At 71.6% G+C, this 23697-nt stretch carries 19 protein-coding genes and 1 pseudogene; 10 read left to right on the top strand and 10 right to left on the bottom strand.

The window, feature by feature from the left end; genetic code table 11:
- Positions 1-109: 109 nt before the first annotated feature.
- Positions 110-877, bottom strand: coding sequence for a type I methionyl aminopeptidase (map, locus tag AC0665_RS09470; protein WP_478609518.1), 768 nt, complete (start codon positions 875-877; stop codon positions 110-112).
- Between the two features lie 32 nt (positions 878-909).
- Here map and AC0665_RS09475 point away from each other — a divergent pair, with 32 nt between their 5' ends.
- The 9 genes from AC0665_RS09475 to AC0665_RS09515 all read left to right on the top strand — a co-directional run bounded on the left by AC0665_RS09475 (position 910) and on the right by AC0665_RS09515 (position 12152).
- The gene (locus AC0665_RS09475) at positions 910-1161 is read left to right on the top strand and encodes a helix-turn-helix domain-containing protein (RefSeq protein WP_478609516.1); all 252 of its coding nucleotides are present in this window, start codon (positions 910-912) and stop codon (positions 1159-1161) included.
- A gap of 97 nt (positions 1162-1258) precedes the next feature.
- The gene (locus AC0665_RS09480) at positions 1259-3013 is read left to right on the top strand and encodes a hypothetical protein (RefSeq protein WP_478704744.1); all 1755 of its coding nucleotides are present in this window, start codon (positions 1259-1261) and stop codon (positions 3011-3013) included.
- 170 nt (positions 3014-3183) lie between these two features.
- Positions 3184-4026 (top strand): nitrilase-related carbon-nitrogen hydrolase, encoded by an 843-nt coding sequence (locus tag AC0665_RS09485; RefSeq protein ID WP_363122123.1) that lies wholly within the window; start codon positions 3184-3186, stop codon positions 4024-4026.
- Positions 4023-5312, top strand: a complete 1290-nt coding sequence (locus AC0665_RS09490; protein ID WP_478609510.1) for an aspartate aminotransferase family protein — start codon at positions 4023-4025, stop codon at positions 5310-5312. Before AC0665_RS09485 ends, AC0665_RS09490 begins: the two co-directional genes overlap by 4 nt.
- A 62-nt stretch (positions 5313-5374) precedes the next feature.
- Positions 5375-6940 (top strand): PucR family transcriptional regulator, encoded by a 1566-nt coding sequence (locus tag AC0665_RS09495; RefSeq protein ID WP_468403494.1) that lies wholly within the window; start codon positions 5375-5377, stop codon positions 6938-6940.
- Between the two features lie 155 nt (positions 6941-7095).
- Positions 7096-7938 (top strand): nitrilase-related carbon-nitrogen hydrolase, encoded by an 843-nt coding sequence (locus tag AC0665_RS09500; protein ID WP_468632084.1) that lies wholly within the window; start codon positions 7096-7098, stop codon positions 7936-7938.
- 106 nt (positions 7939-8044) lie between these two features.
- On the top strand, positions 8045-9448 hold the full coding sequence (hydA, locus tag AC0665_RS09505; protein ID WP_478704745.1) for a dihydropyrimidinase: 1404 nt from the start codon (positions 8045-8047) through the stop codon (positions 9446-9448).
- Between the two features lie 11 nt (positions 9449-9459).
- Positions 9460-10479 carry a TIGR03842 family LLM class F420-dependent oxidoreductase gene (locus AC0665_RS09510; protein WP_478704746.1) on the top strand — a complete coding sequence of 340 codons (1020 nt, stop codon included), beginning with the start codon at positions 9460-9462 and terminating at the stop codon, positions 10477-10479.
- 146 nt (positions 10480-10625) lie between these two features.
- A complete protein-coding gene (locus AC0665_RS09515; RefSeq protein ID WP_478609502.1) occupies positions 10626-12152 on the top strand; it encodes an NCS1 family nucleobase:cation symporter-1 in 1527 nt (508 codons plus the stop codon).
- Positions 12153-12182: 30 nt separating this feature from the next.
- Here AC0665_RS09515 and AC0665_RS09520 read toward each other — a convergent pair whose 3' ends face one another.
- The 5 genes from AC0665_RS09520 to AC0665_RS09540 all read right to left on the bottom strand — a co-directional run bounded on the left by AC0665_RS09520 (position 12183) and on the right by AC0665_RS09540 (position 18907).
- Positions 12183-12851: a hypothetical protein gene (locus tag AC0665_RS09520; protein ID WP_478704747.1), complete on the bottom strand. Its 669-nt coding sequence runs from the start codon at positions 12849-12851 to the stop codon at positions 12183-12185.
- Positions 12852-13071: 220 nt separating this feature from the next.
- A complete protein-coding gene (locus AC0665_RS09525) occupies positions 13072-13962 on the bottom strand; it encodes a LysR family transcriptional regulator (RefSeq protein ID WP_468632094.1) in 891 nt (296 codons plus the stop codon).
- A gap of 231 nt (positions 13963-14193) precedes the next feature.
- Positions 14194-15933 (bottom strand): FUSC family protein, encoded by a 1740-nt coding sequence (locus AC0665_RS09530; RefSeq protein WP_478609496.1) that lies wholly within the window; start codon positions 15931-15933, stop codon positions 14194-14196.
- An 86-nt stretch (positions 15934-16019) separates the two neighbouring features.
- The gene (locus AC0665_RS09535) at positions 16020-17078 is read right to left on the bottom strand and encodes an AEC family transporter (RefSeq protein ID WP_478609494.1); all 1059 of its coding nucleotides are present in this window, start codon (positions 17076-17078) and stop codon (positions 16020-16022) included.
- Between the two features lie 125 nt (positions 17079-17203).
- Positions 17204-18907, bottom strand: a complete 1704-nt coding sequence (locus AC0665_RS09540) for an NAD-dependent malic enzyme (RefSeq protein WP_478609491.1) — start codon at positions 18905-18907, stop codon at positions 17204-17206.
- A gap of 536 nt (positions 18908-19443) precedes the next feature.
- On the opposite strand from AC0665_RS09540, the gene AC0665_RS09545 reads away from it, so the two are divergent.
- Positions 19444-20016 (top strand): dihydrofolate reductase family protein, encoded by a 573-nt coding sequence (locus AC0665_RS09545; protein WP_468403514.1) that lies wholly within the window; start codon positions 19444-19446, stop codon positions 20014-20016.
- 72 nt (positions 20017-20088) lie between these two features.
- On the opposite strand, the pseudogene AC0665_RS09550 reads toward AC0665_RS09545, so the two are convergent.
- From AC0665_RS09550 to AC0665_RS09565, 4 genes and pseudogenes are all read right to left on the bottom strand, one after another.
- A pseudogene (locus AC0665_RS09550) lies at positions 20089-20461 on the bottom strand (transposase family protein); the annotation flags it as partial.
- Between the two features lie 98 nt (positions 20462-20559).
- Positions 20560-21126, bottom strand: a complete 567-nt coding sequence (locus AC0665_RS09555; protein WP_478704748.1) for a GNAT family N-acetyltransferase — start codon at positions 21124-21126, stop codon at positions 20560-20562.
- 74 nt (positions 21127-21200) lie between these two features.
- Positions 21201-22139 carry a MerR family transcriptional regulator gene (locus AC0665_RS09560; protein ID WP_468403518.1) on the bottom strand — a complete coding sequence of 313 codons (939 nt, stop codon included), beginning with the start codon at positions 22137-22139 and terminating at the stop codon, positions 21201-21203.
- A 446-nt stretch (positions 22140-22585) separates the two neighbouring features.
- The gene (locus AC0665_RS09565) at positions 22586-23257 is read right to left on the bottom strand and encodes a lytic polysaccharide monooxygenase auxiliary activity family 9 protein (protein ID WP_468403520.1); all 672 of its coding nucleotides are present in this window, start codon (positions 23255-23257) and stop codon (positions 22586-22588) included.
- Positions 23258-23697: the final 440 nt, after the last annotated feature.

Raw genomic sequence — 23697 nt, forward strand, 5'->3', positions numbered from 1 at the left:
GGTGGCAGCCGGTTACACCTGGGGCGCGTTCGTAGAACACCTTCGCACGATCGTCGACGAGAGGCACCTTCAGGGCATACCAGGAGGAAAGGGAGGCCCGTGGCCGGGTTCAGCGCGCCGTCAGGATCCTCGGCCCCGAGTCGGTGATCGCCACGGTGTGCTCGGCGTGAGCGGCACGGGAACCGTCGTTCGTCTTCAGGGTCCAGCCGTCGGGGGCCGCGTGGTAGTCGTCCGTGCCACCGGCGATGACCATGGGCTCGATCGCCAGCACCATGCCGTGTCGCAGCCGCATGCCGCGCCCCGGGCGGCCCTCGTTCGGCACCCCGGGGTCCTCGTGCATACGGCGGCCGATGCCGTGGCCGCCGAAGCCGTCCGGGATGCCGTAGCCGGCGCCCCGGCACACCGTGCCGATCGCGTGGGCGATGTCGCCGATGCGGTTGCCCACGACGGCGGCCTCGATGCCGGCCGCGAGGGCCTGTTCGGCGGTCCTGATCAGGCGGAGGTCCGCCTCGCGCGGGGTGCCCACGACGAAGCTGAGGGCCGAGTCGCCGACCCAGCCGCCCAGTTCGGCGCCGAAGTCGATGGAGACGAGGTCGCCGTCGCGCAGACGGTAGCGGCCGGGGACGCCGTGCACGATCGCGTCGTTGACCGAGACGCACAGGACGGCGGGGAAGGGGGTCGGGGCGAAGGAGGGGTGATACCCGAGGAAGGGTGAGGTCGCGCCCGCCTCCCGCAGCACCGCGTGCGCCACCTCGTCCAGGTCCAGCAGCGAGACGCCCACACCGGCGGCCTCCCGCGCGGCCGTCAGGGCGCGGGCGACGACCTGGCCCGCCTCGTACATCGCGTCGATCGACGTGTCTGTCTTGAGCTCCACCATGCCAATTACTATACCGGTATTAGAATGGGGTCATGGTGCGCACCCCTCTCACCCCCGAAGAGCGCGAACGCGGCGAGCGGCTCGGCCGGCTGCTGCGCGAGGCGCGAGGTTCCCGGAGCATGGCGGAGATCGCCGCGAGCGCGGGTATCTCCGCCGAGACCCTCCGGAAGATCGAGACCGGCCGGGCTCCGACCCCGGCCTTCTTCACGGTGGCCGCGCTGGCCTCGGTGCTCGGGCTGTCGATGGACGAACTGGTCGGGCGGTGCGTGCCGGTGCCGCTCTGAGATCCCCGCGCCGCATGTGAAAACTCCCCGTAGCACGTCCGTAACACAACTGGTGTTGCCTACGGGACGGAGTGCTCCGGTCTCACGGGAGTTGGCGATGGCGGCGGATCAACTCCCGGCGGCAGTCGGGGAGTTCGCGAGGTACCTGGACGGCCTGCTGGCGCGCCTCGATCCGTCCGGCGGCTGGTGCGCGGTGTTCTGGCAGCGCGACCCGGAGGGCATGCGGGCCTGCCTCGACGGGCGGGAGATGCCGCCCTGGGACATGGTCGAGGCACTGCTTCAGGACCTCGCCGGGTCGTACGGCGCCGCGGGCACCGGCCCGGAGACGGACCGCGCACGCGCCCTGCACGCCGCCGCGCTCACCGCGTACGACGCCCGGCCCGGGGGCCGCGACGCCCTCGGCGACCGCCTCGACGCCATGCTCCGCGAACAGCGGTACGCCGCGGAACGCCGGGCCGCCCTGGCCCGCCACCTGACCTCGGCCACGACCCCCGAACAGGCCGACGCCCTCCGCGTGGCCCTGGCCTGGGCCCAGGACGACCACGAACGCGCGGACGCGCGCTGCGCGGAACTCCGGTCGCGGATGGATCAAGTGGACCGGCGTGAGCGGGGGACCCCGTTCGGGGCGTGGGGCGACGGTGACGGGCCGCGGGGTGGAGCTGCCGGAGACGCCGCGGGCGGCGCGCCCGAGGCGTTCGGCACCTCGACCCGGTGGCATGCTCCCCGGTGGGCCGCGAGCCCGGGCAGCCCCGGGGAAGGCCTCGCGGTCGACCGGTGGCATGCTCCCCGGTGGGCCGCGAGCCTTGGCAAGCCCGGGGAAGGCCTCGCGGTCGGTACGGCCGACGACGCCCTGGGCGTTCCGGCCGCACCCACCCCCAGCGCGTTCACCGCCCAGACCCCCGAACCCCCCGCCGCCGCACCACCGGCCCCGGTGCCCCCTGCCGTCGCACCACCCGCCCCGGCGTCCCCTGCCACCGCACCACCGGCCCCGGCGCCCTCTGCCACCGCACCACCAGCCCTCCACGCCCCTGCCCCGGCGCCACCCGCCCCCGGACCCCCAACCCCCGAACCCGCAACCCCCGCGCCCCCGGCCCCCTCACCCCGTGCCCCTCACCCCCGCAAACGCCGTCGCGGCGGTGCCCGGTTCGCGGGGATGGGCGATGAGGAGGCCGTGCCCGTCGTCGAGGTGCCCGCTGCCGTGCCGTCCCCGCCCGTCACGGCCCCCGTAGCCACCGGCCGTACCCCGCGCGGCGCGCGGTTCGCCGGGGTCGGCGAGGAGGTGGCGGTGGAGCGCCCCGCGCCGGAGGCCGACAGGGCCGGGCACGCCGATCCGGCCGAGGTCGGGCGGACCGTGGAGGTGCTGGCCAGGCTGCGCAGCGAGGGACGCAGCGGGGAGGCGCACGCGCTGCTGGCCGAGATCGCCTCGTGGGAGCCGGGCCGTTTTCCGCTGCTCGCGGAGCGGCTGCGCCTCGCCGGGCTGGACGCCGACTGGCAGACCCTGCTGTGGGAGGCCGCCGCGCTGCCCGCCGGACGGCTGGTCGCCGCTGCCGACGCGCTGGTCGCGGCGGGGCGGCCGGAGGACGGGCGGCAGATGCTGCGGCAGGGGGTCGCACGGCCGCCGGCCGAGCTCGGACGGGCCGTCCTCGGGCTGGTCGCCGAGGGGCGGGACCGCGAGGTCCGTGTGCTGCTCGACGCGTATGTGAGAGCCCGCACCCCCGAGGAGGCCGCCCGCAGCGCCGAACCCGATCCGGGGCGGCTCGTACCGCTCCTGCTGGAGGCCGCCCGGGGTGTGTCGCAGGAGCGCCGCTGGGATCTGGTGCACGCCCTGCGGGTCGCCGGATTCGCCGTGTGACGGGCGGCGTCGTGCTCCCGGCGACTCACCCGCAGGGGTGCGAATCGCGTAATGCCCAGCGGGTTGGCGACGATGGTCTTGGCAACCCCGTGCCGGAGGCTTACGTTCGTGGCTCTACGGCCCGCTTCTACGGGCGTAGAGGCGCAGACGTCGCGTCGAAGGAGCAGCTCATGGCCAACGTCGTACGTGCCGCCCTGGTCCAGGCCACCTGGACCGGCGACACCGAGTCCATGGTGGCGAAACACGAGGAGCACGCCCGCGAGGCGGCCCGCCGGGGCGCGAAGATCATCGGTTTCCAGGAGGTCTTCAACAGCCCCTACTTCTGTCAGGTCGAGGAGCCCGAGCACTACCGCTGGGCCGAGCCCGTCCCCGACGGGCCCACGGTGCGGCGCATGCGGGCGCTCGCGCGCGAGACCGGCCTGGTGATCGTCGCGCCGGTGTTCGAGGCGGAGCAGCCCGGCTTCTACTACAACACCGCGGCCGTGATCGACGCGGACGGCACCTACCTCGGCAAGTACCGCAAGCACCACATCCCGCAGCTCAAGGGCTTCCGCGAGAAGTTCTACTTCAAGCCCGGCAACCTCGGCTGGCCCGTGTTCGACACGGCGGCCGGCCGGGTCGGCGTGTACATCTGCTATGACCGCCACTTCCCGGAGGGCTGGCGTCAGCTCGGCCTGGCCGGGGCCCAGCTGGTCTACAACCCCTCCGCCACGCACCGGAGCCTGTCGTCCCACCTGTGGCGGCTGGAGCAGCCTGCTGCCGCCGTGGCCAACGGGTACTACATCGCGGCGATCAACCGCGTCGGCCAGGAGGAGTACGGCGACAACGACTTCTACGGCACCAGCTACTTCGTCGACCCGCGCGGGCAGTTCGTGGGGGACGTCGCCAGCGACAGCCAGGAGGAGCTCGTGGTCAGGGACATCGACCTCGACCTGATCGAAGAAGTGCGGCAGACGTGGGCCTTCTACCGCGACCGCCGCCCCGACGCCTACGAAGGACTGGTGCAGCCGTGATCAACGACCTCCTGGGCCGCCACCGGGCCGTGCTCCCCGACTGGCTCGCCCTCTACTACGAGGAGCCCCTCGAGATCACCCATGGCGAGGGCCGCCACGTCTGGGACGCCCAGGGCAACCGCTACCTCGACTTCTTCGGCGGCATCCTCACCACCATGACAGCGCACGCGCTGCCCGAGGTGACCAAGGCGGTGAGCGAGCAGGCCGGGCGGATCATCCACTCCTCGACCCTCTACCTCAACCGCCCGATGGTCGAACTCGCCGAGCGTATCGCCCAGTTGAGCGGCATCCCGGACGCCCGGGTGTTCTTCACCACCTCCGGCACCGAGGCCAACGACACCGCCCTGCTGCTGGCCACGACGTACCGGCGCAGCAACACCGTCCTGGCGATGCGCAACAGCTACCACGGCCGTTCCTTCAGTTCCGTGGGCATCACCGGCAACAGCGGCTGGTCCCCGACCTCCCTCTCCCCGCTCCAGACGCTGTACGTCCACGGAGGCGTGCGCACCCGGGGCCCGTTCGCCTCCCTCGGCGACGACGACTTCATCGCGGCCTGCGTCGAGGACCTGAAGGACCTGCTCGGACACACCCGCCCGCCGGCCGCGCTGATCGCCGAACCCGTCCAGGGCGTCGGTGGCTTCACCGCGCCGCCGGACGGGCTGTACGCCGCCTTCCGGGAGGTGCTGCACGAGCGTGGCATCCTCTGGATCGCCGACGAGGTCCAGACCGGCTGGGGCCGCACCGGCGAACACTTCTGGGGCTGGCAGGCCCACGGGCAGAACGGCCCGCCGGACCTCATGACCTTCGCCAAGGGCATCGGCAACGGCATGTCCATCGGCGGGGTCGTCGCCCGCTCCGAGATCATGAACTGCCTGGACTCCAACAGCATCTCCACCTTCGGCGGCACCCAGATCACCATGGCGGCCGGCCTCGCCAACCTCACCTACCTGCTGGAACACGACCTCCAGGGCAACGCCCGGCGGGTCGGCGGTCTGCTCATCGAGCGGCTGCGGGCGGTCGCCGCGCAGGTCCCGGCCGTCCGGGAGGTACGCGGCCGCGGGCTGATGATCGGCATCGAGATCACCAGGCCCGGGACCGACGAAGCCGATCCGCAGGCCGCCGCTGCCGTCTTGGAGGCGGCCCGCGAGGGCGGTCTGCTGATCGGCAAGGGCGGCGGGCACAACACCAGCGCCCTGCGCGTGGCCCCGCCGCTGTCCCTCAACGTCGCGGAGGCCGAGGAGGGCGCCGCGATCCTCGAGAACGCTCTGCGGAGCATCGGGCAGTGAGCCCCCAGTAGCGCGCATAGCGCACATCCCGTAGCGGTGGACCGAACAAGGGACCCGTCACCATGACCATCACCTCGGATTCCCCGGAACCGGCCCTGTCGGTCCGGCAGGTCCTCACGCTGGAGCGGGTCCTCGCCGGGCAGCCCGAGGTGGTGGCCGGTGCGAGCCACCTCGACCGGCCCGTGCGCTGGGTGCACGTCGCCGAGGCCGCCGATGTCGGCGTCATGCTCAGCGGCGGCGAGATGGTCCTCACCACCGGCGTGCTGCTCGCCGGTGACGAGGGCAAGCAGGCCGAATACGTCCGCTCCCTGCACCGCGCGGAGGCCGCCGCCGTCGTCCTCGGACTGGGCCGGGCCTTCCCGGCGGCGCCGGACGTGATGCGCAGGGCGGCCGAGCGGTGCGGGCTGCCGATGGTCGTCCTGCACCGGCCGTTCCCCTTCGCCGAGCTGACCGAGGAGGTCCAGTCCCGGCTCGTGCGGCGCAAGTTCGCCGCCGTCAGCCTCTCCGAGGCCGTGCGCACCGAACTCACCGCCCTCATCACCGCGGGCGCCCCGCTGCAACGCCTGCTCGACGAGGTCGCCCGGCACAGCGCCTGCCCGGTCGTCGTCACCAACCTCGCCCACCGCGTCCTCGGCACGGCGGGGGAGCGGCCCGCGGTGGACGACGTACTGCGCGACTGGGAGCGCATCGCGCGGCAGGCCGGAGGCACCGAGGGCGACGGCTGGATCCGCGCCGAACTGGGCGGACGCGGCGAGCGCTGGGGCCGGATCGTGCTGTGCGGTTACCGGGGCGACACCGCCACCGGACGGCTGCTGGCCGACCGTGCCGCCGAGGCACTCGTCCTGCACCGCATGCTCGCCGGCGCCGCCGCCCGCAGCTGGGAGGAGCAGTCCGCGCAGAGCCTGCTCACCGACCTGGTCAGCGGTGTCGTACCGGCGCGGCAGCTGCTGCCCCGGGCGCGCGCGGCCGGGCTGCCCGTCAACCGGCGCACCTTCGTGCCGCTGGCCGTGCGCGACGCCGACCCCGCCCGGCTCGAACGGCTGCTGCGGCTGCTCGGCCTGCCCGGGCTGGTCGCCGAACTGCCCGACGGGGCCACGGCCGTACTGCTCAGCGTGCCCAGGGACCAGGACGCGGGCGCCCTCGCCGCGCACTTCGCGGCCCGGCTGCGCACGGAGTCCGGGCGGGACCACACCGTTGTGGCGGCGGCCGAACCCCGGGCGGGCTGGGACGACGTACCCACCGGACTGCGGGAGGCCCAGCACGTCGCGGACGCCGTGGCCGACTCCTGCGCCGTCCTCGCCCTGCCGCCGGTCGTGCGCCTGAAGGACGTCCATCTGCGGGGCCTCATACGGCTGCTGCGCGACGACCCGCATGTGCAGTCCTTCGCGGAACGGGAGCTGGACGGCCTGCTCGGCGAGACCGACGAGGACCTGCTGGCGGTCCTGCGCACCTACCTCGCCACCGGTCGCAACAAGTCCCGCACGGCCCAGCTCCACCACGTCTCCCGGCCGGCCCTCTACCGCCGACTGGAGGCGATACAGGTCCGCCTCGGGGTGGACCTCGACGACTTCGAGCAGGCCGCCTCGGTGCACATCGCACTCCTCGCGCATGACGCGCAACACCAGTGAAACACGTGACCACCTGCGAAAACGGCGGTGAAACATGGGTCCACGGCAGAGTGACACGGTGGCACGCCGCACGCCCCGGGACGTGACACGGTGCAACTCAACGACGCCTCTCGCCCTCCCTAGGCTCACGGCACACCGAGCGACCGGAGGTCCCGATGAGCCGAGTGATCCGTGCCGCCGTCTTCCAGACCGCCTGGACGGGCGACAAGGAGTCGATGATCCAGGTCCACGAGCAGGCGGCCCGCGACGCCGCCGCGCAGGGCGCCCAAGTCCTCTGCTTCCAGGAGCTGTTCTACGGGCCGTACTTCTGCCAGGTCCAGGACCCGGCCTTCTACGAGTACGCCGAACAGATCCCCGAGGGCCCGATCGTGCGCCGCTTCCAGGCCCTGGCGAAGGAGCTGGGCATCGTCCTGGTGCTGCCGATGTACGAGGAGGAGCAGCCCGGCGTCCTCTACAACACCGCCGCCGTGATCGACGCGGACGGTTCCTACCTCGGCAAGTACCGCAAGACCCACATCCCCCAAGTGCGGGGATTCTGGGAGAAGTTCTACTTCCGCCCGGGCAACAGCGGCTGGCCCGTCTTCGACACGAAGGCCGGCCGGGTCGGCGTCTACATCTGCTACGACCGCCACTTCCCGGAGGGCTGGCGGGCGCTGGGCCTGGCGGGCGCCGAGATCGTCTTCAACCCCTCGGCGACGTCCCGCGGCCTGTCCGGCTACCTCTGGCAGCTGGAGCAGCCGGCGGCGGCCGTGGCCAACGAGTACTTCGTCGGCGCGATCAACCGGGTCGGGGTCGAGGAGTACGGCGACAACGACTTCTACGGCACGTCGTACTTCGTGGACCCTCAGGCCCAGTTCGTCGGCGAGGTGGCGAGCGACAAGGAGCCCGAACTGGTGGTGAGGGACCTCGACATGGCCAAGCTCAGGGAGGTCCGCGACCGCTGGCAGTTCTACCGGGACCGGGCGCCGGGTGCGTACGGGCCACTGACGGCTCCGTAAGCGCCACGGCAGGGGCGCGGGGCCGTTTGCGATGGGCGGCCACCGCCGCGCGGGCCCGAGCAGCCACAGTCAACCGGCACGTTCACACGGCGAGGAGCGACAGATCATGAGCACCCGAACCGTCATCCGCGGCGGCCTCGTCATCACCGCATCCGACGAGATCCACGCCGACGTCCTGATCGAGGACGGCCGCATCGCCGCCCTCGCCACCTCCCACACCCCGACCGCGGAGTCCTTCACCGCGGACCGGACCATCGACGCCACCGGAAAGTACGTCATCCCCGGCGGCGTCGACGCCCACACCCACATGGAGCTGCCCTTCGGCGGCACCTTCGCCTCCGACACCTTCGAGACCGGCACCCGCGCCGCCGCCTGGGGCGGCACCACGACGATCATCGACTTCGCCGTGCAGAGCGTCGGCCACACCCTGCGCCAGGGCCTCGACACCTGGCACGCCAAGGCCGACGGCAACTGCGCCGTCGACTACGGCTTCCACATGATCGTCTCCGACGTCAACGAGCACACGCTCAAGGAGATGGACCACCTGGTAGAGGAGGGCGTCACCTCCTTCAAGCAGTTCATGGCCTACCCGGGCGTCTTCTACAGCGACGACGGCCAGATCCTGCGCGCCATGCAGCGCTCCGCCGGCAACGGCGGCCTGATCATGATGCACGCCGAGAACGGCATCGCCATCGACGTCCTGGTCGAGCAGGCGCTCGCCCGCGGCGAGACCGACCCGCGCTACCACGGCGAGGTCCGCAAGGCGCTGCTGGAGGCCGAGGCCACCCACCGCGCCATCAAACTCGCGCAGGTGGCCGGCGCGCCCCTGTACGTCGTGCACGTCTCGGCGACGGAGGCGGTCGCCGAGCTGGCCCGGGCCCGCGACGAGGGACTGAACGTGTTCGGCGAGACCTGCCCGCAATACCTGTTCCTGTCCACCGACAACCTCGCCGAGCCGGACTTCGAGGGCGCCAAGTACGTGTGCAGCACGCCCCTGCGGCCGAAGGAACACCAGGCCGCGCTGTGGCGGGGCCTGCGCACGAACGACCTCCAGGTCGTCTCCACCGACCACTGCCCCTTCTGCTTCACCGGCCAGAAGGAACTCGGCCGCGGCGACTTCTCCAAGATCCCCAACGGCCTTCCCGGCGTGGAGAACCGTATGGACCTCCTCCACCAGGCGGTCGTCGACGGGCACATCTCGCGCCGCCGCTGGATCGAGATCGCCTGCGCCACCCCGGCCCGCATGTTCGGCCTCTACCCGAAGAAGGGCACCATCGCGCCGGGCGCCGACGCCGACGTCGTCATCTACGACCCGCACGCCGAGCAGGTCATGTCCGCCGAGACGCACCACATGAACGTCGACTACTCGGCGTACGAGGGCAAACGCACCACCGGCCGGGTGGAGACGGTCCTCTCGCGCGGCGAACCCGTCATCACCGAGCGGGAGTACACCGGGCGTGCCGGGCACGGCGTGTTCACCCCGCGATCCACCTGTCAGTACCTCACCTAGGAGTGGCGCAGATGGACTTCGGACTCGTCCTGCAGACCGACCCGCCGGCCTCGCGGGTGATCAGCCTGATGAAGCGGGCGGAACGCAACGGCTTCTCGTACGGCTGGACCTTCGACTCCGCCGTGCTGTGGCAGGAGCCGTTCGTGATCTACAGCCAGATCCTGGCCAACACCACGAAGCTGAAGGTCGGCCCGATGGTGACCAACCCGGGCACCCGCACCTGGGAGGTCACCGCCTCCACCTTCGCCACCCTCAACGACATGTTCGGCAACCGCACGGTCTGCGGCATCGGCCGCGGCGACTCCGCGATGCGCGTGGCCGGCCGCAAGCCCAACACCCTGGCCCGGATCAGCGAGGCCATGAAGGTCATCAGGGAGCTCGGCAGCGGACGGGAGGCCGACCTCGGCGGCACCGTCGTCCGGTTCCCGTGGACCAAGCCGGACGCCGAACTGCCCGTGTGGATGGCCGCCTACGGGCCCAAGGCCCTGAAGATGGCCGGTGAGGAGGCCGACGGGTTCATCCTCCAGCTGGCCGATCTGTATCTCACCGAGTACATGGTCAAGGCCGTGAAGGACGCGGCCGTCGCGGCCGGCCGGGACCCCGCCGAGGTGACCGTCTGCGTGGCCGCCCCGGCCTACGTCACCGAGGACGACTCGCCCGAGGCGCTCGCTCACGCGCGCGAGCAGTGCCGCTGGTTCGGCGGCATGGTCGGCAACCACGTCGCCGACCTTGTCTCCAAGTACGGCGAGCACTCGGCCGCCGTCCCCGACGCACTCACCGACTACATCAAGGCCCGCGAGGGCTACGACTACTCCCACCACGGCCGCGCCGGCAATCCGGACACCCAGTTCGTGCCCGACGAGATCGTCGACCGGTTCTGCCTCATCGGCCCGGTCGAGAAGCACATCGAGAAGCTGGAGGCACTGCGCGCCCTCGGCGTGGACCAGTTCGCCGTCTACGACATGCACGACGCGCAGGAGGCCGTGATCGAGGCCTACGGATCGCGGGTGATCCCGGCCCTCAACGGCTGACCTCCGCCGCCCCACCCCCTGTGAACTCCCCCTTCCCGGCGGCTCGGGAAGGGGGCCAGGACGCTCCCCGCCGCACCCGGAGCGCACCCCCCATCGGCGTCACCGCACGGCCTTTCCCGTCCCACCTCCCCTGATTGGCCCGGCCCATGACCGATACCGCTCCCACGGCCCCACCGCCGACCACCCAAGTCACCCTCGCCGACGGCCGGGTGGAGATCGCCCCGGGCGCCCCCGTGCCGACCGGCCCCTACGCCAACGAGGACCTGCTGCCGGTCCCGGTCGACAAGCGCACCTGGACGACGTACAACTTCTCCGCGCTGTGGGTCGGCATGGCCCACAACACGGCCTCCTGGACCCTGGCCTCCGGGCTCATCGCCGTCGGCATGGACTGGAAGCAGGCGGTGCTCACCATCGCCCTGGCCAACGTCATCGTGCTGATACCGATGCTGCTCACCGGGCACGCCGGGCCCAAGTACGGCATACCCTTCCCGGTCTTCGCCCGGGCCTCCTTCGGCATCCGCGGCGCCAACCTGCCCGCTGTCGTACGGGCGTTGGTGGCGTGCGGCTGGTTCGGCATCCAGACCTGGATCGGCGGCGAGGCCATCTACTTCCTCGCCGGCAAGCTCGTCGGCACCGGCTGGACGGACGCCGCGAAGGTCGGGGGCTACGCCTGGACCATGTGGTTGTCGTTCGCGATCTTCTGGGCGTTGCAGGTCGTCATCATCTACCGGGGCATGGAGACGATCCGCCGCTTCGAGAACTGGGCGGCGCCCTTCGTGCTCGTCGGCGCGTTCGTGATGCTGTGGTGGATGAGCGACAAGGCGGGTGGCTTCGGCCCGCTGTTCGACCAGCCGTCGAAGCTGGGCTGGGGCGCCGACTTCTGGAAGCTGTTCGCGCCCGCCCTCATGGGCATGATCGGCTTCTGGTCCACCCTGTCGCTGAACATCCCCGACTTCACCCGCTACGGCAGGAGCCAGAAGGCGCAGACCCGGGGCCAGGCGCTCGGCCTGCCGACCACCATGACCCTGTTCGCGTTCCTGTCGGTGATGGTCACCTCCGGCTCCCAGGCCGTCTACGGGGAGGCCATCTGGGACCCGGTACAGCTCGCCGCCAAGACCGACAACACGGTGGGCCTGCTCTTCGCCCTGGTCACCGTCCTGGTGGCGACGCTCTCCGTCAACGTGGCCGCCAACCTGGTCTCCCCGGCGTTCGACTTCTCCAACATCGCGCCCCGGCGCATCAGTTTCCGGGCAGGCGCCCTCGCCACCTGCGTCCTCGGCGTGCTGATCTTCCCGTGGAAGCTGTACTCCGACCCACAGGGCTACATCTTCACCTGGCTCGGCCTGGTCGGCGGCCTGCTCGGCACCGTCGCGGGCATCCTCATCGCCGACTACTGGATCCTGCGCCGCTCCCGGCTCGACCTCGCCGACCTGTACCGGCCCGGCGGCCGGTACTGGTACGAGGGCGGCTGGAACTGGCGGGCGGTCGTCGCCTTCGCGGTCGGGGGTGTCCTCGCCGTCGGCGGCGCGAACTTCAAGCCGCTGATCGACGGCCGTCCGATCCCGGCGCTGGCCGATCTGGCCGACTACGGCTGGGCCGTCGGCCTGGGGACGTCCATGGTGCTGTACCTGCTGCTGATGGCCCTGCGAGGCCGTGACCGCACGGCTGTCTGATGGACGCGGACCGGCGCTGGAGGCCGGCGATCAGCCCTTGCCGGCCTCCAGCGCGGCCACCGCTTCCTTCGCCGCCTTGATGGCGCCCTTGTTGATGGTGTCCGTGCCGGGCGCCTTCTTCGACTCGAAGTCGCTGCCGTTGTAGGTGACCGTCACCAGCGCGTTGGCGGCGCGGGCGATCACGACGCCCTCGCGGGTCTCCTGCTTGTCCTCGGTGGTGAGGTTCACGACGGAGTAGGCACTGTCTCCCAGGCCGGGGACGGCCCCGCCGCCGCTCTTCTTCCCGGTGTGTACCTCGTAGGAACCGCGGGCCGCCTCGTCCGACTCCATGATCTCGTAGGACACGTCGAGCCAGCGGTAGTCGTAGCCCTTGAGCGCGTTCCAGGAGCAGGTGCGGCGCAGTTTCGTGTCCGTGGACGGGATTTCCTTGCCGCCCGTTTTGGCGCCCGGCACCAGCGACTCGATCGTCTTCTTGGCGACGCTCTCGCACGGGGCGGGCGCGGCCGCGTACGTCTTCGACACCGTCGACCTGGACGGCGCCGACGCGGACCGTGTCTCGGTCTTCTCCTCGGCCGGCTTGGGCCCGGCGGCCTGCGGCGCGGCGAGGGGACCGGACGACAGGGCCCAGCCCAGCGAGGCGAGCACCACCACCGGGGACAGACGGGCGGTCAGGGCGAGGGGCAGGGGTAGAGAACGCACGGCGCCCTTCTCGTGGGGGACGGCGGTGCGGAACGGGTCCGCACGGCGGACGGGACGACAGTGTCACATGCGTCCCTGTGCGGCGGAAGTGCGGTCTCCCTCCCATGTTCCGTGCACCACCGTGCGTGTCGGCGCCGTCGCGCTGCGCCCGGTGAAACCTGCCCGTGTCGCCCTGGACAAGGCCGGACATGCCTCAACTTCCCATGACAGGAAGGGACATTCACTCCCCGGCCGACGCCCGCAGCGCGTGGTCGAGGAAGCGCCGGGTGATCGGCGGCACGGAGCGGGAGCTCAGCCAGGCGATGCCGATGTCCCGGGCGCCCCGTACGTCGGTGATCTCCAGGTAGCGGATCGGGGAATCGGAGGCCGCCGTGGTGTCCGGCGACGACGGGATCAGGGACACCCCGAGGCCCGCGGCGACCAGGCCGCGCAGGGTCTCCACCTCTTCGCCCTCGAAGGCGATGACCGGCGCGAAGCCGGCCTCGCGGCACAGCCCCGCGGTGATGTCGCGCAGCCCGTATCCCTGTTTGAGCAGGATGAACCGCTCCTCGGCCACCTCGGCCAGGCGGATCCGGCGGCGCTTGGCCAGCCGGTGCCGGGACGGTACGGCCAGCCGCAGCGGTTCCACCAGCAGGCGCCGCCAGGTGATCAGGGGGTGGCCGGGGTCGCTGCTGGTGATGACCAGATCCGCGGTCGCTTCGAGGAGGTGCCGTGTCAGGCCCATCTCGCCGTCCTGGTGCAGTTCGAACTGCGCCTGCGGGAAGGTCCGCCGGAAGTCGGTGACGAGCCGGGGGACCAGCCAGGTGCCCAGGGTGTGCAGGAAGGCGAGCGACACCACGCCCGCGTCGGGGTGGACCATCTCGGCCACGGCCCGCCGGCCCCGGTCGTAGTTGTCGAGCACCCCGTCGACGTACTCCTTGAACACCCGGCCCGCCGGGGTCAGGCGCAGCACGCGCCCGACGCGCTGGAGGAGCTCGGCGCCGACCTCGTCCTCCAGCCGGGCCAGGGCGCGGGACAGGGCGGGCTGGGTGATGCCGGCGTCCGTCGCGGCGTCGGTCACCGTCGTCCCCTCCGCGACGGACTGGAAGGAACGCAGCACCTGAAGATCCATGCCGCCATTCTTCCCCGTCACGGGTCGTCGGTGACCCGGGCGACGGCAGCGTGGATCACATCAGCGCGCGGGCCGGAGCCTGCCGTCCGGGTCGGGGCCCGCTGTCGGGCCGGTGTCTGCCGTCCGGGTCGGGACCTGCTGTCGGGCCGGTGTCTGCCGTCCGGGTCGGGACCTGCTGTCGGGCCGGTGTCTGCCGTCCGGGCCGGAGGCTGCCGTCCCGGCCGGGACCCGCTACCGGGCCGGGCTCGCCGCACCCGCGACCACGTGTCCCGTCACCTGGTCGCAGAGCTGTTCGGCCGCCGTGATCGCGCTCTCCCAGTCGGGCAGCGGCCGCCCGCGGCGGGCCGGTTCCCGACGGGCGTGAGCGACCGTGCGGCGGGCCTCGGCCAGCTGGTGGTAGGCGGCGCGGCGCAGCGCCTGCCGCTGGACCGGGCCCGCCTGCGAAGCGGCGTCGCGGTAGCGCCGCGCGGCGGCGACGGCGGCCTCGGTCTGTGCCTCGGCGCGGTGGGCGGCCGAGTCCGGCCACACCGCGAAGTGCGCGACGAGCACCAGCGCGGACGCCAGCGCCGTGTCCACCACCCGCGCGCCGTACAGCGGACGATGGTCGCCCAGCAGGTCCAGCAGCACGAACACGACGGCGGTCAGGCCCAGCGTGGCGAGCGCGTAGTGGTGCCGCACGCCGATGGCCATGAGCGCGCCGAACACGGCCACGACACCCACCACGGCGTACGTACCGGTGGCCGCCGCGGACACCGCCCCGATGGCGGCCACCCCGACGATCGTGCCGACGCACCGGTGCAGGGCCCGGGGGAACAGCGGCCCGAAGTCGGGCTTGTACACGAAGGCCACCGTCATGGGCAGCCAGTAGCCGCGAGGCCGGTGCAGCACCTCCGCGAGCACATGGGCGGCGAGCACGCACCCGGCCAGCAGCAAGGCGTACCGCACCCGGGCCGCCCGTCCGGGCCCGGAGTGCGCCGGAAGACGCAACTGAAGGTCTGGCCCGTCCGGTTCACCGTCCACGGCGGCGACCAGTTCGGCCAGGGCGCGCCTGCCCGGCGAGCCGGTCGCCGGTACCGGCTGCGCCACACGGTCCTCCGGGGCCGCGAGGTGCCCCGGCAGCAGGCGTCCGGCCAGGTGCCGCGGTATGCGAGTCAGGGCGGGCGGCAGCGCGCGGCCCTCCCACACCACCGCCGTCACGGCCTCGCCCAGCCGCACGGCGTGGTGGAACGCCCGGACGAGGTCCCCGGTGTCGTCCCGCTGCCGCCGCCCGCGCGGGGCGAGGTGGGGGGCCATCACCTCGTGGGCGTGGTTCAGGGCCAGCGTCATGCGCAGGCGGGCCTCCTCGGCGGCCTCGGTGCCCGCCGCGGCCAGGGCCTCGCCCGCGCTGCGGTACACGGCCAGTACGGCGTCCCGTTCGAGGTGGTGCCGGCGCCACAGCCAGGGCGCCGCGGACAGCACGAGGACGAGCGCGACACCGGCCAGCAGCGCCAGCGGCGGCTGCCACCACGGCCCCGGTACGGGGATGCCGCTGCCGATCGTGACGCCGAGCAGCAGATGCATGCCCGACACGGACGCGATCCGCCCGCGCAGGCCGACACCGCCCGCCACGAGCGCGGCGGCCACCAGGCACCCCGCCACGGCCACGGACTCCCCGCTGCGCAGGGCGACTTCACCGGCCAGCAGGCCGAGCGCACTGGACACCCCGGTCCAGCCCAGCCGCCGTACCCGGACCCGGTACGGGTCGGAGCCGTCCTGGCTCACCCCCCACAGGGCGCCGATGGCGGCGATGGCCGAGAGCACGACCCACCCGGTGGCGAGCCCGGCGAGCAGGGGCAGCGCGAGCGCGACGGCCCCCCGGGCCGCCGCGGCGAACGGCAGGGATCCGGGCAGCCGGCCGAGAACGGAGCGCGGCCACCACGGCCGCGAGGGGCGGCGCGGGCGGCCCGGTCGCGTGACGGCGGCGGGTGTCATGAGGCCGTGTCCTTTCGCAGAGGTCGGGCGGACGGCGGGCGCGGAGTGTGCGAGGCGCGGCCCCGGCATCCGTGCTCCCGTCGAGGTCAGCCGACCAGCTCGATGAGCAGGGGCAGGGTGACGAAGGAGAGGAGCAGGCTCACCACGACGGCGGAGCCGATGGTCCGCACGTCCTCGGCCGAGCCGTGCCGGGCGGCGAACATCAGGGGGACGGGCGAGACGGGGAACGCGAGGATCAGCGCGGCTTGGGCGGCGACCGCCTCGGAGGCCAGAAGCAGCCCCGTGCCGTAGACGAGCAGGGGCAGGACGACCACGCTGGTGAGCGAGACGGCCCACACGGCGGGGGACAGCGCGGGCCGGCCGATCCGGGCGACGGAGACGCCGACGTACAGCAGGGCCGTCGCCGAGGCGGCGCCCGCCAGCAGACTCAGCGTGGCATCGGCGATCTCCGGCACGCCCACCCCGGCGATGGACAGCACCAGGCCCAGGACGGGGCCCCAGCAGAACGGTTCGCGCAGCGCGTGCCCGACGGTGCGCGGTACGGAGGGGCGCGGGTCCGGTGCCCCGGACCCGGCGAGGGCCGGCCGGACGGCCGCCTCGGGCGCGCGTCCGCCGACGGTGGCCAGGACGGGCCGCCGTGCGGGGTCCGCCGCCCCGGCGGTGACCGTCCGGCGCTCCGGGTGGTCCGGCATGCCGAGGAGGATCAGGACGACCGGGTCGAGCACGACGTTGACGATGATGCCCGCGACGGCGATCGGGACCGCGGCCTGCGCGGTCCCGAACAGGCCTCCCAGGATGGACGTGCCCATGAAGGCGTACTGCGGCTGGACGCAGGCGAGCGCGAACAGGGCCGCCCGCCTCAGCGGCCGGCGGGCCGCGAGGCGCAGCACGCCCAGCAGGACGGCGTAGACGGCGAGGAACCCGAACGCCAGCAGGCCCACCAGGGGCAGTTGCTCGATCAGCACGTGCCGAGGTGTCTGCCAGATACTCAGCAACAGGGCGGCGGGCAGCGCGAGTTGCATGGTCAGCTCGCGCAGTGCCTGGGCACCGCCCGCGTCGAAGAGCGCCCGGCGGCCGGTGCCGTAGCCGACCAGGATGAGGAGGAAGACCGGCACCACGACGGTGAAGATCTCGGCGAAAGACATGACTGCGTCAATCCTTAGGAGCAAGGCGGGGGCGCGACCGCGCGGGCCGGTGACGGTACGTCAGAGAGCCGGGAGCTTCGGTCGGCGCCCCCTCGGGGGAGGAGCGATAGCCGGGCGAAGGTCCGTCAGACGGCCTCGATCGGCGGGTACACCGGATGCCACATGGCCGCGCGGACCCGCTCCTCGATCGTGTCGTCGGCGCTCTCCCGGGCGACGCCGTCGGCGGCCGCGGCGCGGGCCACCGCCACGGCCACCGCCACGGAGGTCTCGCGCAGCCGGTCGATCGGGGGCAGGATCGGCGCGCCCGGCGCCGTGGGGTCGGTCTGGTCAGCGATGGCGCGGGCCGCGGCCACCAGCATGCCGTCGGTGATCCGCTCGGCCCGGGCGACGGCCGTGCCCAGACCCAGCCCGGGGAAGACCAGCGCGTTGTTGGCCTGTCCGATGTGATGGGTGACGCCGTCCGTCTCCACCGGCTCGAAGGGACTGCCGGTGGCGATCAGGGCCCGGCCGCCGGTCCAGGCGAGCAGGTCGGCGGGGACGGCCTCGGCCAGCCGCGTGGGGTTGGACAGGGGCAGGATGACCGGACGGTCGGTGTGCGCGGCCATGGCACGGACGATGTCCTCGGTGAAGGCGCCGCCCTGCCCCGAGGTGCCGATCAGGACACTCGGACGCACCCGGTCGACGACCTCGGCCAGCGGCACCCCGCCGAGGTCCTCGTCGTGCCGCCAGTCGGCGACCTCGGCGCGGCGGCGGGCGTAGGGCAGCTGGAAGTCCCGCAGCCCCTGCTGGCCCTCGGCCAGCAGGCCGTGGCGGTCCACGGCCCAGATGCGCTCCGCGGCCTCCCGCGGCGTGAGTCCGTCGGCGATCATCGCGTCACGGAGCTGCTCGGCGATCCCGATGCCGGCGGTGCCGGCGCCGAAGAGCACCACCCGGTGGTCGCGCAGTGCGGCACCGCCGGCGCGCACGCCGGAGAGCACGGCGGCCAGATTGACGGCGCCGGTGCCCTGGATGTCGTCGTTGAACGTGAGCGTCTTCTCGCGGTAGCGGTCGAGGATCCGGCGGGCGTTGGACGAGCCGAAGTCCTCCCAGTGCAGCAGCGCGTCGGGGAACAGCTTCGTGGCCGCGGTGACGTAGGCGTCGACGAACGCGTCGTAGCGGTCCCGGTCCACGCGCGGGTGCCGGTTGCCCAGGTACAGCGGGTCGTCCAGCAGTTCCTGCCGGTCCGTGCCGACGTCCAGCATCACCGCCAGGGTCCGGGACGGGTCCACGCCCGCGGCGGCCGTGTAGACGGCGAGCTTGCCGACGGCGATGTCGATGCCGCCCACACCCCAGTCACCGATGCCGAGGATCGCCTCGCCGTCCGTCGCCACGATCAGGTCGACGTCGTCGGCGCCCAGCCCGGAGGCGCGCAGGGAGCTCTCGATGGACTCGGGGTCGTCGACCGAGAGGTACACGCCGCGCGGGCGGCGGTACTCGTAGCTGTAGCGCTCGATCGCCGTGCCCACGGTCGGGGTGTAGACGATCGGCAGCATCTCGGAGAGGTGGTCGCCGAGGAGCCGGTGGAACAGCACCTCGTTGCGGTCGCGCAGCGCCGTCAGATAGACGTTCTTGGCGAGGTCGTCCGGCTGGGACCGGAACTGTGCGTAGGCGCGGGCGGCCTGCTGATCCTGCGTCAGGACCTGCGGCGGCACCAGACCGGTCAGCCCGAGCTCCTGCCGCTCCCGCCGGGTGAAGGCCGTACCCCGGTTCAGACGCGGACTGTTCAGGACGGCGTGTCCGCGCGCGCTCGTCCGGATGGCACCGTCGACGGTGCTCCTCTCTGTGCCCATGATGACTCCTCACAAGGTCGGTACCGGGGTTCGTTCCACCCTGTGACGCTGCGTGGCATGCGTCCAATGCCTGACATGACGGAGATCCATAACCACAGGACATTCGAGCGTTGACCTGCGGTTTTCCGGGGGCACGACATCGGGCGCGCCGCCGACTGTGATCGACGTCGCCCGGGCGGGGGCAGCGAAGGGGAGGGGGCCCCGGACCCGACGGCTCCGGCTCCCGGTCCGTCAGGCGATACCCCGCCTCGCTCAACTTCCGTACGCCGATCTCCCTCGTCCGCGCCGGTCACCGGGGACAGATCCTGGTTCCTCGACGCGGAGGAGCGCACCCCCGAGTCGGTGGTCGAGAGGATCACGGCGGAGTACGCGTACGTGTGTGACGAACAGGGCGTGGAGCCGGGCGGCGCGCTCGACGCCGTCTTCCCCGAGCGGGTCATGAAGGAGTGGGTCGTCTGTCAGGCCGATGAGTATTGCCGCCACGCCAGGTCTACATGCAGTGAAACCAGCCTGGAGGAAGACCAAAGGAGGCCGAAGTGTCTAGATCAGTGCTCGACATGTCGGTGTCAGTCGACGGGTACGTCGCCGACACCGACGATTTCCTCGGCGGCGACGACGGCGAGCGGCTGCATAAGTGGGCCGACGCTGACGCGGAGTCCGGCCGGCCGTCCGGGCCGGCTGCGCAATTTCAGGACGAATGGAATGCGGCCGGTGCGGTGCTCGCGGGACGGCGGACTGCCGAGCTCATGGATCACTGGGGTGGTGATCACGGCGGTCTCCCGATCTTCGTGCCCAGCCACCGCCCGCCCGGCCCGGCCGCCCGCTGGAGCTACCCACTGGTGACGTATGTGACCGATGGGATCGAGAGCGCGATGGCACAGGCCAAGGCCGCAGCCGGAGGCAAAGACGTGCAGGTGCGTGGCGCGTACACGGCGCAGCGGGCGCTTGAGGCTGGGGTGCTGGATGAGGTGCAGATCCATCAGATCCCGGTGCTTCTCGGGCGTGGCCGTCGACTGTTCGACGTGTTGCCGTCAGAGATTGAGTTGGAGATCGTCCAGGTGATCGACACACCGCAGGCCACCCACATCCGCTACCGCGTCCGTCGCTGAGCGCACGGACAGACGATCTTGAGCGTGGGCAATCGTCCGTAATCAGCACGAATACGCGATCAACGATCAGGCTGGCCGTCGGCGCCGGGGACCGCGGGGGAACGGATGGGCGGGGTGCCGCGCACGAGCGGTTCCATGCACTGGCTGTCGTGCATGTTCGCGCGGGAGATACCCGAGGACAGCGGCAAGCCGTTCCGGTCGGTGATCAGGTGGATCTTCGATCCCAGTTTGCCGCGGTCGGTCGGATTCGGTCCGGTCAGTGGCCCCCTGTCGCGGCCCGCAGGCTGATGGATTCGATCGCGCAGCGCGACCAGTTCAGCTCGCCCAGCGCTCCGAGTTCGTCGGGGATCACGCGGTGGAGCCGGGCCCAGACCCGGTCCCGGCTCCACTGAGCGAACCGGCGACAGACTGTCTGCCGGCTCGGGCCGAACACCGGCGGCAGCTGCCGCCGAGCAATGCTCAGATCCTGTGGGTCGGCCCCGGGAGGACGTACCTTCCCGGGCGATTGATCGATAGGTCACCGAGCAAGACGCCGGGAGGATCTCAGGCCCTCGTGCGCCGTATGTGCAGGTGGCCATCGCGGGGGAAGGAGGGCGGTGCCGCGGGCAGGATGGTGTCGAAGTCGTAGCGGCTCTTCTGTGCAACCCGGCACGATGCCAGGTTGTCCACCTGGTGCAGGAGTTCGAGACGCTCCAGCCCGTCGGCTTCGAAGGTGTCGAAGGCCCAGCTGGTGAGTGCCTCCAGAGCGCGGGAGGCCACTCCCCGCCCGCGAGCGTGCGCCGCGGTCCAGTAGCCCACTTCGGCCGCCGGTTTGCCGGAGGTGACTTCTTTGAGGACCACGTTGCCCACCAACTGTTCGCGAACTGAACCGGGTTGTGTCTCAAGGACGGCGAAACCGAACCGGTCCCCCACTGCCCAGCCCTGCTGCTGAGCCTGCACCCAGCGTGCCCCGTCGGCATCGTTGTCCACGACGGAGTTCGCCCACTGGCGCAGTGCGGGATCCCGGCTCACCTCGACCAATGCGGCAACGTCCTCCATGCGCCAGGGGCGAAGAACGAGAGCGGGAGAGACCGGCGACGCGGCCACCTGAAGTACGACCGGGGCACTCATCAACCGATCATATGTGGCGGCGTTTCCTCCCGACGCCAGCCGCGTCCGCCCCATGCCGCCTGGCGACCGCCCCGTCATTGATGTGTCCGGACACGCAGAGCCTGGACGGACCAGTCGAACACTGGAGCCAGGCTCTCCGGGGCCGGCCAGCCGTTGACCACTGCGAGCAGCTGGAGGTACCGCTCCCTGCGGGGGTCGTTCACGCTCTCCAGCCGAGTCGCCAGCCGACGGCGAAGCTCGACGTCGTCGGGGCGGCCGAGGAGGTGCGCGTAGTGCGCCGTGAACGCCGCGACGATCGGATCGGCCTGGGGCGAGGCCGGGTCGATGCCGGCGGTCAGGGCCGGGCCGGCCTGGTCACGGACGGCTGCGGCAATGTCGCGGCGCGGGCCCATCATGTCGCTACGGGTCTGCTCGGCTGCCTGGTCCTCGGCCATCCGCCGCAGCCTGGCGCGGAAATCCGGGTCCAGGGATATTTCGGCCAACTCCACCCACGCCTGGACCTGCTCTGCCTCCGGGTTGTCGGGCAACTCGGGGGTCATCGAGCGCATGACCCCCGCGAATGCGGGGGCGGCGTCAAGACCGCCGAAGACGGCGTCGAGGAAATCGCCGATCAGACGTCGGCGTTCGTCCTCGGAAAGCTGGGCCAGCCGGTGCATGAGTTCCGTCTCCTCAGGTGTGGACCCGCGCTCGGCCACCGCTGTCAGCACCGCGCGCCGCAGGCGCAGGACGCGGATCTGCACTGCCAGTGCTTCGGCGTGCGCCGCGGCCACCTCGGGAAGCGAGAGCTCGCGGTCCACGACCTTGCGGATCGTGGGAAGGTCCAGTCCCAGCTCGCGCAGGGTCCGCACGAGGTCCAGGCGTGCGACGGCGTCGATGTTGTAGAGGCGGTAGCCGGCCGGGCTGCGGTCCGTCGGCGCCACGATTCCGCGATCGGAGTAGAACCGAATGGTCTTGACTGTGAGACCGGTCCGTCGAGCGAGTTCGCCGATCGAGTAGAGCGTGTCGCCGTCCATGCCCCCACCTTTGCGTCTCCCCCTACTGGAGACTCAAGTCCCTTCGCCTGCCAGCAGGCAACCACTCCTCATCCACAAGTCTTGACAATTCCTCGCTGCCGCCAGGTGCGGCCACGTGTCGCCACAGAGAGGATCGTGTCCAGCGTCCCGATCGCCTACAGCGAGAGAAAACGGTTTCTCAGTGACGAGAAGCCCTCTTCGCCGAGTCCGTCAACCGCCTTCCAGACCTTCCTGGACCAGATCGAGACCCCCCGGTCGAAGTCCGGCCGGTCCTCGGCAGTTGAGTCCGACCATCCAAGATCCCCGACAGAGTCACGTGAGGAACGCGGGAAGCCCCGTCGGGGCAGGGTGACCAAATGGGGCCCCTGCCCCGACGGGGCTCGGTCGGCCGGACGGCGGGTTACCGGCGCCCGGCCGAGGCCGATGTCGTGTCCGTGCTTCGCGGCTCAGCCGAAGTTCACGTCACTGCACCACATATAGGCTTGGTCGAGGTGCGAGGCCTGCCAGATCACGAACAGGATGTGGTGTCCGGTGTAGCCGGAGGTCTGGACAGGGAACGTGATGTTCTGCGCCGGGGCGAAGCGGCCGGTCTGCGTGATGAAGTCGAGGTTGCTCCAGCCCAGGGTCTGCGTCTTGGGGTTGAAGCCCTGCTTGCTCACGTAGACCTTGAAGTAGTCGGCACCGTGGGACGCCTGGTCGTACAGGTGGACCGAGAAGTTGTTGCCGACGGTGGTGGTCTTCCACGGTCCGGGCTTGTTCAGGCTGGCGTTCCTCGAGAGGTTGTTGCTGCAGAGCGTCCCGTCGGGGGTCCGCGCCTGGAACTGGCCACCGAGGCCGTCGCGGAGCGCGCTCATCCAGTTCCACATGGTGTCGGGGTTGGCCTGGAAGGCCTGCCAACACATGGGGTCTTGGGTCTGCATGGCCGGGTTCGTGTGGTTGCTGCCCCACGTCTTCCAGCACTGGTACGCGCGGGTGGCGGGGCCGACGACGGTGCCGTGAGCCTGGGCGGGGGCCGACCAGGTGAGTGCGCCGACGACCACGGCGAACAGCATGACGAACGCCTGGAGAGGCCGGCGGAGGGGCGACAAACGTCCGGCTAACGGACTGTGTTTGCGCATGTGGGGGGACTCCTTCCGGTTGCAAGGCTGTAGTGGGAGCGCTCCCAACGGTAGGTATTTCGAGTGAGATGTCAATGAAACAAACGGAGTTGATTACAGGGATGGGCGGCCGGCAGGGAATCTGCCGTGAGCCGGGAGTCACAACCGTTCCCGGGACCGGAAAGCGAGGATGCGGCTTGGACCGGTGTGCCTGGCCGGCGATGCCGTCCTGTCCTGGCGTGTGAGATCCACTCGTCGTTGTTGCTTTCGGGGTGCGCCCAGGTGCCTGAACACCTGGCTACACGCTGACGACCTGCGATGTCACAACACTTCAGGCCGGAGGCGGGGAAGAAGGGGCGCAGGGCGATCGATAGCCTTCTGGGGGAGCGGGAGGGGGAGGTCCCTGGCGCAGACTCCCCAGATTCTCCCCAGGGTCCATCCTGAGTGCCCGTCGTCCGGGC

The organism is Streptomyces sp. NPDC043685 (assembly GCF_056436585.1).